We start from the raw sequence: 12,007 nt of genomic DNA, 5'->3' as shown, positions 1-12,007 counted from the left end.
TTTTAGTTAATAGCAGTTTGTGATTGTTTTGTGATGCCAATAGGACCATGCATAAAACGTCACCCTGCTTTCCGGAGCAGCAGGAAAACATCTCATTTGTTTTTCTAAAAAGCATTCCTTTAGCGAATGCTTTCAGACTATACAATGACCCGTATTCAACAATTATTCTGTAATTAGTATCTCGTCATGTTTATGTACTACATGGAAATCAGTGGCAACTTCCACGGCCTGTAACAAATCATCCAGGTTATCATTCGACATAATGCCGGTGAGCGTCTTATCAGCTACTGTTTTATTGGCCAACCTGATCTTTACACCATACAGTTCTTCTATCTTTTGTACGGCAACAGAGAGGGGTGTTTTCTCAAAATATAGTTTCTTATCCTTCCAGGCCAGAACATTCTCTTCCTTGCCTGTTTTTATTTCCGGCTGCAGATCTGTAACCTCTACAAAATCGCCGGGCTTCATATAAATTTCTTTTCCTTCACGGGTTTTCAACGTCACACTACCCTCAGTAAGCATTAAATTGGTCTTTCCGGCGCGGCTCATCACATTGAACTGTGTACCTGTTACCACTACATCAAACCGCTCAGTATGGACAATAAAGCGGGATTTGGAAGGTGTTTTAGTCACATGGAAAAACGCTTCTCCCTTCAACCATATTTCCCGGCTGGAACCTTCCTTCCAACCTTCATGAAAGCTGATCTCACTATTGGCATTCAGGGTTACCGTAGAACCATCAGGCAACTGCTGCTGCCGGATCTCTCCATAAGCAGTTTGCATCAGGGCCAGTGAGGAAGATCTGTTCCACAATACAAAAGTGCTGATCCCGATCAACAGTACAGCGGCAGCAGCCCACCACCAGCGGTTATTACGGCGTTGCAGGGAGATCACCGGTGTTGCAGGCTTAATGGCCAGCGAAGCCATCAGCCGCTGCTCTGCAGCAGTTACCTGGCCCACAGATACTTCCCGCTCCTGCACGGTAAGTGCAATCATGTACTCCCGGGCTTCCGCCACCAATACAGCCATAGCAGGATGGGTTTCCATCCGGCTTTCCCAGGCCTGTACAGCAGCCTTATCCACGGCTGCATACCAGGCCTGAAAACCCTCATCTGCTATAATATCCTCCACTGTTGAAAACATATTTTCCATAGATCAGCTTATTTCCTGTTATAAGTGACTGGTTTGAATACTTTGTAATGCCAATTTTAAAAATATTTTTACTACCTGTTGATTTTCTTCATATTTACTGGTAGTTTACGATCGCGAGCTATCAACGAGCATGCTGCACGACCCGATTGACCATAAACAAGATATTGACTGCTGGCTGGCCTTTATACAGGGCAACAGGGATGCTTTGGGCTTACTGTTCCGCCGTCATTATGCCGATCTCTTCCGGTATGGCAATAAAATATGCGCCGATACAGAGATATTGGAAGATTGTATCCAGGAACTCTTCATAGAACTATGGCAAAGTAAAAATGCGCCGCCTTCCATTTCGGTAAAAGCTTACCTGCTCAAAGCCATCAAATACAAATTACTAAAAGCTCTCCATAAAAGGTCCAATACCCGCCTGCAGGCCACCCTCCCCGAAGATATCATCTTTGAGATCAGCTACGAAACCTTTATCATTGATAAACAGGAACATGCCGAAAGGACCTCCAGCGTTCTCAGGGCCTTGGAACAACTTTCTGCCCGCCAGAAAGAGATCATCTACCTCAAGTTTTACCAGAACCTTAGTTATGAAGAGGTTAGTGATATCATGAACATCAACTACCAGGTAGCCCGCAACCTCTTGTCCCAGGCTATCAAGACCATGAAAAAGATACTGCAGAAACTCCCTCTTTTGTTGTTCGCCTAAATGGGCATGCCCCTGTATTCCCTCGTTGCCAGTTTATAAGGACTGCCGTCCTACTTAAAACACCCCCTGCGCAACCGGTTGCAAAAGCCTGCATCAAAGAGTTATTCATTTTTTCATTGCATAGTATGGAAATAGCGCTTACCTTCGTGCGCTCAAATAATTCAGCACCAAACAAAGTTTTTATGAGCATGGTTGATTCGTTTGAGAAGATCCCCGTCAATATCTACTCCGATCTTAAACAAGGTTCCAAATCAGTAGCCCTCGAAATTGCCGATCTGATCCGTAGCAAACAGGCCAAATGGGAAAAATGTATTTTAGGTCTCGCTACCGGCTCCACTCCCAAATCACTCTATGCAGAACTGGTACGCCTGCACAAAGAAGAAGGGCTTAGCTTTAAAAATGTGATCACCTTCAACCTCGATGAATACTACCCCATCGAAGGAGATGCCCTGCAAAGTTACAATCGCTTCATGCATGTGAACCTCTTTGATCACGTGGATATAGATCCTGAAAACATCCATATCCCGAATGGAGAGATCACCAAAGAAAACATCAAGGCCCATTGTGTACAATACGAACAACTCATTGAGCAGGCAGGTGGTATTGACCTGCAGGTACTGGGCATCGGTAACAACGGGCATATCGGCTTCAACGAACCCGGCTCCAGCATCTATTCCCGTACAAGACTGGTAACACTGGACAACTCTACACGCATTGCCAATGCTTACGAGTTTGCCAACATATCACAGGTACCCCGCCTGGCCATCACCATGGGCATCAGCACCATCATGAAGGCAAAACGCATCATTCTCATGGCCTGGGGACCAGCCAAAGCACCCGTAGTACAGAAATCAGTGGAAGGGCATGTAGACGAACAGATACCGGCCTCCCTGCTGCAACAGCACAACGACTGCACCTTTGTGCTGGATGAGCTGGCGGCAGCAGAACTCACCCGCTTCAAATCGCCCTGGCTTACCGGTGAAACAGAATGGACACCGGCCATGATCCGCAAGGCTGTAGTCAACATGGCGCTTAAAGTAAACAAACCGATCCTTAGCTTAACCAATAGTGATTACCGTGATAATGGCATCAGCGACCTGCTGGTAGAAAAAGGCGATGCTTACGAGATCAACCTGCAGGTATACTATATGATGCGTGATACCATCACCGGATGGCCCGGCGGCAAGCCCAATGCAAGCCTGCCCAATCATCCGGAGCGCAGTGAGCCTTATCCCAAGCGCTGCATCATCTTCTCCCCCCACCCCGATGATGACATCATCTCCATGGGCGGCACCTTTCAGCGCCTGCACGACCAGGGACATGATGTGCATGTAGCCTATCAAACCTCCGGCAACATTGCGGTTACGGATGAATTTGTTACCCGCTTCATGGACTTTGCAGTAGGGTTTGAAGACATGTTTGGCATTGACAGCAGCAAAAGCAAAGAAATACTGGAACAGGCAAGGGCTTATCTCAAAAAGAAAAAATCAAACCAGATAGATACCGCAGAGATCCGCGCCATCAAAGGACTTATCCGCCGCTGTGAGGCCAAAGCCACCTGCCGGTATGTAGGCATCAGTGATAACAACTATCATTTCCAGAACCTGCCTTTCTATGAAACAGGCACCATCGAAAAGAACCCGATGGGCGAGGCAGACGTACAGCTCACCATTGATCTGCTGCGCAAAATAAAACCACACCAGGTATTCTGCGCCGGCGACCTGGCCGATCCGCATGGCACCCATAAAGTATGTCTGGATGTCGTATTTGAAGCATTGCGCCGCATCAAAAACGATGGCGATGAGTGGGTAAAAGACTGCTGGATGTGGTTGTACAAAGGCGCCTGGCAGGAATGGGATATCAGTGAAATTGAAATGGCTATCCCCATGAGCCCCGACCAGGTAATGAAAAAAAGGTACGGCATCTTCATCCACCAGTCACAAAAAGACATGGTACCCTTCCAGGGTAGTGATGCCCGTGAATTCTGGCAACGCGCCGAAGACCGCAATGCAAACACCGCTAACCTCTATGCGCAATTGGGATTGACCAAATACGCAGCGATGGAAGCCTTTGTAAGATGGCATTATTAATGACGTGTTCCGGGTTTAGCGTTTCGGGTTGCTGAAATACTAAACCCCATAATTAAATAATAAAAGCCGGAGGATTAAGCGTCTGCTCAACCCTCCGGCTTTCTATTTAAGTTTACAACGAGCTAACATTTTATTAGCCAGCTACACCCGCAGAACCCGAAACCCAAAACTCAAAACCCGAAACTTCTTGCGATACCCAGTTCCAATCCTCTCAACTCCGCCAGTCCTCTCAGCCTTCCAATGGCCGAATAACCGGGATTGGTTTTCTTCTTCAGATCGTCCAGCATCTGGTGGCCATGATCGGGCCGCATGGGAAGGGAAACATTGCGTTTACGCATCACCTGTACGATTTCCTTTACCACACTATACATATCTACATCTCCTTCGAGGTGATTGGCTTCATAAAAATTACCGGCCGCATCACGCTGTGTACTGCGCAGGTGAATAAAATTAATACGGTCACCCAGCCGCTTTACCATGCCGGGCAGGTCATTATCAGCACGCACGCCAAAAGAACCGGTACAAAAGCACAGGCCATTGGCTTTGGAAGGCACCGCTTCAAACAAAGCACGCACATCAGCTTCTGTACTTACTACGCGCGGCAAACCAAAGATCGCATAAGGAGGATCATCCGGGTGAATGGCCAGTACCACGCCCGCTTCTTCTGCCACCGGCGTTATCTGTTGTAAGAAATAGATCAGGTGTTGCTGCAGCTTCCCGGCATCAATCCCTTCATAAGTATCCAGGGCCGCCTGGAACTGCTGCAGCGTAAAGCTCTCTTCTGAGCCCGGCAATCCGGCAATAATATTGCGTTGCAACAGGGTCTTCTCTGCATCGGTCATTGCCTGCAGGCGTTGTGCTGCTTGTTGCAACTCCTGCTCACTATATTCCGTTTTGGCGCCTTTACGCTGCAATAGCAGTGCATCAAAGGCCACCAGGGCCGCCCTTTCAAAGCGCAGGGCTTTGGAACCATCCTCAACGGTATAGGCAAGGTCTGTCCTCGTCCAGTCAAGTACAGGCATAAAATTATAAGTAACAATATGGATACCGCATTGTGCCAGGTTGCGGATGCTCGTCTTATAATTCTCTATATACAGTTTATAGGCGCCTTGCTGGGTTTTGATATGTTCATGCACAGGTATGCTCTCCACCACATTCCAGCGCAACCCTACGGCTTCTATCACTGCTTTGCGTTGCATAATCTCTTCTACCGGCCATACTTCACCATTGGGAATATGATGCAAAGCGGTAACGATACCCGTAGCTCCTGCCTGCCTGATATCCCATAAACTAACCGGATCATTAGGGCCAAACCAGCGGAATGACTGTTCCATGAAGGGCGCTTGCTGTTGATTGCTCATTGAATAGAAAAATTAATAAATGAATAATTGCGCTGCGAAGATAAAATACGAAGCCCGAAGTCTGAAGTCTGAAGCCGGAATATTACGCAGCTTCAGACCTCAGGCTCCGGACCTCAGACTTCCGACTCTACAAACTCACCCCTCTTCGCCAGGGAATAAAATCATCCTGCCCCAACTGCACAGCTTTGGGCTGGATATTGCCGCTCGCCACCTCAATCACATACTCCATAATCTCTTCTGCCAGTTGTGGAATGGTCGCTTTGCCCTCGATAACAGTACCGCAATTAATATCGATAATATCGGGCATCTTCGAAAACGTTTTCGTATTGGTCGAGAGCTTGACTACAGGTGCTATCGGGTTGCCGGTAGGTGTACCCAGACCGGTGGTAAAAAGTACGATATTAGCGCCGGAGCCTACTTCAGCCGTCGTACTCTCCACATCGTTACCGGGCGTACAGAGTAAATTCAAACCGGGTTTCGTCACCCGCTCAGGATAATCCAACACATCTGCTACCGGAGATGTGCCGCCTTTTTTGGCAGCACCGGCCGATTTAATGGCATCGGTGATCAGCCCATCGCGGATATTACCAGGAGAAGGATTCGCATAAAAACCGGAGCCATCCGCCTCTGCCCGCGCATTATAATTACGCATCAGGTCCATAAAACGCAAGGCTGTCGCTTCATCTACACACCGGTCACTCAACTCCTGCTCTACCCCGCATAACTCAGGAAACTCAGAAAGGATCACAGATCCACCCAGGGCCACCAGCATGTCGGAAACATAGCCTACAGCAGGATTGGCTGAAATACCGGAAAAGCCATCCGAACCTCCGCACTCAAGACCGATACAAAGCCTGGACAACGGCGCCGGTTTACGGGTAATGCTGTTAGCCTTCATCAACCCGGCAAAAGTTTGCTTGATCGCCTTCTTCAGCAACTGTTGCTCTGTTCCTTCCTTCTGTTGCTCCAGCACTACCAGTGGCTTGCTGAAAGCAGGATCACGTTTCATGATCTCCTGCTTCAGTATAGAAGCCTGTGCGTGTTGACAACCGAGGCTTAACACGGTAGCGCCGGCCACATTAGGATGCGTAATATATCCTGCCAGCAACCCGCACAGGGCATTGGCGTCAAGGCGTGTGCCCCCGCATCCCATATCATGGTTCAGGAACTTAATGCCATCTACATGAGGGAATACCCGTTGTGACTGTTGCTCTGTAAATACCTCTTCCAGCGGAGCGTTCAGGATATCTGCTTCCGCTGAACCGCTTTGGTACAATTGCACCAGGTTGGCCACATCGGCCTGAAAAGCCTTTACCTTGCTATAACCCAGCTTATCCACCAGCGCCTCCTTCAGTACTTCCACATTGCGGTTCTCGCAAAATACCAGTGGTATCACCACCCAGTAATTAGCCGTACCTACTGAACCGTCGGCACGATGGTAGCCCATAAAAGTTTTTTGCTTCCACTTCGATACATCCGGTGGTTCCCATTGCAACCTGCGTTCGCCCAGGCTGAAATCTTCTGCTGCATGGTGAATATTCCGGGTAGTAATAGCGCCACCCTGCGGTATAGCAGCATCGGCTTTACCCACCAATACACCGTACATATAAATACTGTCACCGGGATTTAAAGGTTGCAACGTGAATTTGTGCTTGCCTGCCACGGGGTCTGTCAGCGGAAAAGTGTGGTTATTCAGTTCAATCAAAGTTCCTTTCGGGAGATCCTGTAAAGCCACCAGAACATTATCACCAGGGTGTATCTGGAGGTATTTGTGTGTATGCTGCATATCATCATTTAATTATCAAAATTCCATAATACAAATAAAGAAATGCAGACAGTTTCAAAATTTTATACAGTTGTCATAATACTAAGCTGAATTAGCATGCCGATACCCCAAAACAGCCATTGCCAGCCTGATCCTAAAGAGCTTAGAGGCATTTTGCCCCCCAGTTGGCTTACGAAAACAGGTATCCTGAACTGTCCTGATTTTCGAAAACGTTTGCATAAAAAAAGTAGGCAACAAATGATTGCCTATGAGAAAAAAAAACCAATTTGTACCTGATTACTGAATTTGCTATATCAGATCATCTAAATTGCTTGCCATGGCATACTACCAATGTCAGGTTGCTTCTACACTTATGTTCCGGCAACAACGGTTACTTATACCGGCCGTCCATGCCACCTGCAGTTTTATCCCCGGCAAGCAAGTTAATGTTCCCTTTTTGATCAGTCCATTGAAGGGACCTCCTGGCCCATAGTTTCGGTCCGTTTTCGGATATAGTCACCCATTATCCGCAAACAGGCGCCTTTTCAGCCTGGCCCGTCCCGTCCAACATCCTGCTAAATCAAATCCAGAGAACACAAAACAAACACTTGCATGCGTCCCCAACTACTCAAAGTATCTACCGGCCCCCGTCACTCATTCAGTGTACGCCGGGACCTGGTTCCTTACATCAACAACCGCTGGCATTACCATCCCGAAATTGAGCTCATCCATTTCAAAAAGGGAGAAGGCACCCAGTTCATTGGTGATAGTATCAAAAGGTTCAAATCAGGCGACATTGTGCTGGTGGGCGCCCACCTGCCCCACTACTGGCGTTTTGACGACCTGTACTTTGAAGAAGATACCCGTGTGCAGGCCGATATCCGGGTAGCCCATTTTGGGGAGAACTTCTGGGGGGAACAGTTCCTGCACCTGCCCGAAAACATCAACATCAAAACAGTGCTGGAAAAAGCACGCCGTGGCCTGCAGATCACCGGCAAAACACGGCAGCAGGTAGCCGACCTGCTGGAAAGGCTGCTGAAGACCGATGGCTCGGAACGTATCATCCTGCTCATGGAAGCCCTGGTGACCATTGCAGAGTGCAAACAGCTCACCACCCTTTCCTCCATTGGCTTTAAACATGATATGGTAGACGCGGAAAATGAACGCGTGAACGCCATCTACGAATACTCATTGAAAAACTACAAGCGCAAGATCCAGCTGGAAGAAATTGCGGCAGTGGCCAATATCAGCCCCAATTCTTTCTGCCGCTATTTCAAATCCAGGACCCGCAAAACCTATTCACAGTTCCTGATAGAAATACGGGTAGGACAAGCCTGCAAGCTGCTCATCGAAAACAACCTCAGCATCAAACAGCTTTGCTACGAAAGCGGTTTCAACAACTTTACCAGCTTTCACAAATACTTTAAAATGATCACCGGCAAAAGCCCCCTCAGTTACCAGAAGGAGTTTATTGCTTAATGATTGAAAGATCCGCGATTCCTGCACCTTAATAAAACATCAATTTTCCATTTCTCAGCAGCGTCTCCCAAAGGAGACGCTGCGTTTTTTTAATCAACTTCCCGGCATCGCCTGCCGAAGCTTTTGCGTAGGCAGGCCAAAATAATTGAATAACTGGCTAACCAACACATCATTACAGGTGTACAGATAGCATTTATTTGCAGGCACATCAATCACCATCCCATGCTCACCAGGTTAACTGTTGCCTTTGCCTTCTCCTGCCTGTCGTGCCACCTCTTTGCCCAGGCTCAACAAATCATTATAGAAACCAGCCAATCGGCCCTGGTACTTACCGTAGGCGGTAACCAGCGCGTATTACAGTCTTACCTCGGCCGGAAATTAGCGCCGGCAGCCTATGCGGCACTCACCGGCGGACGTGAGGTATACCTGACTGCCGGCATGGACAACCAGTTTGAACCGGCCATCCGCCTGGTACACAATGATGGTAATCCCTCACTCGAACTCAAATACGTTTCCCATAAAACAACCCGGGAGCATGACCTCACCCAAACAGACATTGTATTAAAAGACCCTGTATACCCCGTGGAGGTTACCCTGCACTATACTGCTTATCAAAACAGTGGTGTGATCAAAAGCTGGGCCGACATTCTACACCGGGAAAAGAAGCCGGTCATGCTCACCCAATATGCGTCCGCCCTGCTGCATTTTAACAGCGAAGAATACTGGCTGACCCAATTTCATGGCGACTGGGCACGGGAAGTGAATATGGTGGAAGAAAAGCTCACCAACGGCATCAAAACCCTGGAAAGCAAACTGGGCACCCGCACCAATTTTTACCAGACACAAGCCTTCTTTCTTTCCTTAAATGGCAAATCTTCCGAAACAGCAGGAGAACTGATAGCCGGCACCCTGGCCTGGACAGGCAACTTCCAATACACCTTTGAAGTGGACCAGCGCAATGGCCTGCGGGTACGTTCGGGCATCAATGCCTATGCATCGGAATATTACCTGGCGCCGGGCGAAACCTTTACCACACCGGCATTTATCTTTACCTGGACCGACCAGGGCAAAGGACAGGCCAGCCGTAACCTGCATACCTGGGCCCGTAATTTCGGCGTGCTGGATGGCAAAGGTCCGCGTCTTACCCTGCTCAATAACTGGGAAGCCACCCATACCAGCTTCAATGAAACCAGGCTCACAGAGCTCTTTGACGAGGGTAAAAAGCTCGGCATTGACCTCTTCCTGCTCGATGATGGCTGGTTTGGCAATGCCTTCCCCAGGAATGATGATAAAGCAGGCCTGGGCGACTGGCAGGAAGACAAAAAGAAACTCCCCTCTGGCCTCGGCTACCTCGTAAAGGAAGCCGAAAAGAAAAGCATTAAATTCGGTATCTGGCTCGAACCGGAAATGGTCAATCCTAAAAGTGAGTTGTATCAAAAGCATCCTGAGTGGATATTGAAACTACCCAACCGGGAGGAAAACTATGGCCGCAATCAACTGGTGCTGGACCTGGTCAATCCGCAGGTGCAGGATTTTGTATTCGCAGTAGTGGATGATATGATGACCAAAAATCCCGGCATCGCTTTCATCAAATGGGACTGTAACCGCAGCATGACCAATGCCTATTCCCCTTACCTCAAAGAAAAGCAATCGCACCTCTACATCGCTTATACGCAGGGATTATACAAGGTAATGGAGCGCATCAGGGCTAAATATCCGCACCTGCCCATCATGCTGTGTGCGGGTGGTGGTGGTCGTACCGACTATGGCGCTATGAAATACTTCACCGAATTCTGGCCCAGTGACAATACCGATGGCCTGGAACGGATCTTCATTCAATGGGGCTATTCCTACTTCTTCCCATCCAATACTATCTCGGCCCATGTGACCAGTATGGGCAAACTGCAGTCCCTGAAATTCAGGACAGATGTGGCCATGATGGGGAAAATGGGCTATGATATCCGGGTCAATAACTTCACGCCACAGGAATTACAATTCAGCCAGGAAGCGGTCAAAACCTATAAGCGCATCAGCGAAACCGTTTGGTTTGGCAACCTTTACCGGCTCATCTCACCCTATGAGGAAAGCAGGGCGGTGCTCATGTATGTATCGGAAAACAAAAGCAAGGCCATCCTGTTCAATTACCAGCTACATACCCGCCGTAAGGACCTCTTTGGCCGGGTACAACTGCAGGGACTTGATCCGCAGAAAAAATACCGGTTCCGGGAGATCAACCTCTTCCCCGATACCAAATCCATCAATCCCGATAACAACAAAGTGCTCACCGGAGAATACCTGATGAATATTGGCCTCAATCTGGCGCCCGGCAGGATTGCCCCGCTCAGCAGCAATATCTTTGAGCTAACAGAAGAATAAGTATCTTCAGGCACCAACAAGAAAACCAGCCAATATGAAAAAGACCTTAGCATCCTTTCTGATCATTGCAGCCATCAGCACACAGGCGCAAACCCATTCTCTCGAAAAACTATGGGAAACCGACTCCATCATAGCCGTACCGGAATCGGTACTGGCCGATAAACAAAAGAATATCCTCTTTGTGGCCCTCATCAATGGCGCTCCCTGGGAAGCCGATGGCATTGGCGGTATTGGCAAACTAAGTCCGGATGGTAAAAAGTATGACTCTAGCTGGATCACCGGATTGAACTGTCCCAAAGGAATGGGCATCTTCAAAAACCGGCTGTATGTAGCCGACTTCAATGCGGTAGTGGTGATAGACATCAAGGCAGGAAAAGTAGAGAAAAGGATCACCCATGACAGCACCAGATCATTAAATGATATTACTGTATCCGATAAAGGAGAGGTGTACGTGTCCGACTCCAAAACATTCAAAATATGGAAGCTCGAGAATGACCAGCTAACGCTTTACCTCGAAGGCATGACTGGCGCAAATGGCCTCAAAGCAGTAGGCAATGAGCTGATCATTGGTTCCGGTAAATCATTTGTAAAGGCCGATGCACAAAAGAACATCTCTAAAATAGCCGATCTGCCAGCGGGTGCGGATGGTATTGAACCCGTAGGCAATGGCGATTACATTGTTACGGCCTGGGCAGGTTACATCTTCTATGTTCATGCCGATGGCAAAGTAGAAACCCTGCTCGATACCCACCTCGAAAAAAGAAATACAGCCGATATAGGCTATGATCCTGAAAAGAAGATCATATACGTGCCTACTTTCTTTGCCAAAACCGTTGCAGCTTACCAGCTTAAATAATTTCCTGTAACCGCTGCTACTTTTATACTCCCGCAGGTTAACACAAAAAGGCCTCCGGTCAAAACCGAAGACCTTTTGCTCCTAATAGAACTATACAGGACACATGAGAATATCTTACAAAAAAATGTCATACGCAACTTATCTGATTTGAACCCCACCGCCAAGACAAATAACATTTCAATAACATTTGAATAACATTCGGCCGGAGATTAAAAATAG

General features: G+C 48.1%; 8 protein-coding genes. 5 read left to right on the top strand and 3 right to left on the bottom strand.

Annotation, left to right across the window (positions count from 1 at the left end; translation table 11 throughout):
• Positions 1 to 162 precede the first annotated feature (162 nt).
• Entirely contained in the window at positions 163 to 1,152 is a 990-nt protein-coding gene (locus HB364_RS16510) for a FecR family protein (RefSeq protein ID WP_167289317.1), read from the bottom strand.
• A 130-nt stretch (positions 1,153 to 1,282) separates the two neighbouring features.
• Here HB364_RS16510 and HB364_RS16505 point away from each other — a divergent pair, with 130 nt between their 5' ends.
• The gene (locus HB364_RS16505) at positions 1,283 to 1,861 is read left to right on the top strand and encodes an RNA polymerase sigma factor (protein WP_167289316.1); all 579 of its coding nucleotides are present in this window, start codon (positions 1,283 to 1,285) and stop codon (positions 1,859 to 1,861) included.
• A 182-nt stretch (positions 1,862 to 2,043) separates the two neighbouring features.
• Complete coding sequence (gene nagB, locus HB364_RS16500; protein WP_167289315.1) at positions 2,044 to 3,951, top strand: glucosamine-6-phosphate deaminase; 1,908 nt, start codon at positions 2,044 to 2,046, stop codon at positions 3,949 to 3,951.
• Between the two features lie 170 nt (positions 3,952 to 4,121).
• On the opposite strand, the gene uxuA is transcribed toward nagB, so the two are convergent.
• Together uxuA and HB364_RS16490 are read right to left on the bottom strand one after the other, a co-directional pair.
• Complete coding sequence (gene uxuA / locus HB364_RS16495; RefSeq protein ID WP_246228507.1) at positions 4,122 to 5,312, bottom strand: mannonate dehydratase; 1,191 nt, start codon at positions 5,310 to 5,312, stop codon at positions 4,122 to 4,124.
• Positions 5,313 to 5,439: 127 nt separating this feature from the next.
• Positions 5,440 to 7,098, bottom strand: coding sequence for a UxaA family hydrolase (locus tag HB364_RS16490; protein WP_167289314.1), 1,659 nt, complete (start codon positions 7,096 to 7,098; stop codon positions 5,440 to 5,442).
• A 591-nt stretch (positions 7,099 to 7,689) separates the two neighbouring features.
• On the opposite strand from HB364_RS16490, the gene HB364_RS16485 reads away from it, so the two are divergent.
• From HB364_RS16485 to HB364_RS16475, 3 genes are all read left to right on the top strand, one after another.
• Positions 7,690 to 8,556 carry an AraC family transcriptional regulator gene (locus HB364_RS16485; protein WP_167289313.1) on the top strand — a complete coding sequence of 289 codons (867 nt, stop codon included), beginning with the start codon at positions 7,690 to 7,692 and terminating at the stop codon, positions 8,554 to 8,556.
• A gap of 222 nt (positions 8,557 to 8,778) precedes the next feature.
• A complete protein-coding gene (locus HB364_RS16480; RefSeq protein WP_167289312.1) occupies positions 8,779 to 10,932 on the top strand; it encodes an alpha-galactosidase in 2,154 nt (717 codons plus the stop codon).
• 34 nt (positions 10,933 to 10,966) lie between these two features.
• The gene (locus HB364_RS16475; protein ID WP_167289311.1) at positions 10,967 to 11,788 is read left to right on the top strand and encodes an SMP-30/gluconolactonase/LRE family protein; all 822 of its coding nucleotides are present in this window, start codon (positions 10,967 to 10,969) and stop codon (positions 11,786 to 11,788) included.
• Positions 11,789 to 12,007: the final 219 nt, after the last annotated feature.

This window comes from Paraflavitalea devenefica (genome assembly GCF_011759375.1).
Taxonomy (GTDB): domain Bacteria; phylum Bacteroidota; class Bacteroidia; order Chitinophagales; family Chitinophagaceae; genus Paraflavitalea; species Paraflavitalea devenefica.
The sequence above is the reverse complement of the archived record's forward strand: the minus strand, read 5'-3'. Positions and strand labels throughout refer to the sequence as shown.

Bases quoted from the DNA above. Each gene is read 5' to 3' on its own strand.
- HB364_RS16510 (WP_167289317.1), bottom strand. From the start codon at position 1,152: ATGGAAAATATGTTTTCAACAGTGGAGGATATTATAGCAGATGAGGGT.
- HB364_RS16505 (WP_167289316.1), top strand. From the start codon at position 1,283: ATGCTGCACGACCCGATTGACCATAAACAAGATATTGACTGCTGGCTG.
- nagB (WP_167289315.1), top strand. From the start codon at position 2,044: ATGAGCATGGTTGATTCGTTTGAGAAGATCCCCGTCAATATCTACTCC.
- uxuA (WP_246228507.1), bottom strand. From the start codon at position 5,312: ATGAGCAATCAACAGCAAGCGCCCTTCATGGAACAGTCATTCCGCTGG.
- HB364_RS16490 (WP_167289314.1), bottom strand. From the start codon at position 7,098: ATGCAGCATACACACAAATACCTCCAGATACACCCTGGTGATAATGTT.
- HB364_RS16485 (WP_167289313.1), top strand. From the start codon at position 7,690: ATGCGTCCCCAACTACTCAAAGTATCTACCGGCCCCCGTCACTCATTC.
- HB364_RS16480 (WP_167289312.1), top strand. From the start codon at position 8,779: ATGCTCACCAGGTTAACTGTTGCCTTTGCCTTCTCCTGCCTGTCGTGC.
- HB364_RS16475 (WP_167289311.1), top strand. From the start codon at position 10,967: ATGAAAAAGACCTTAGCATCCTTTCTGATCATTGCAGCCATCAGCACA.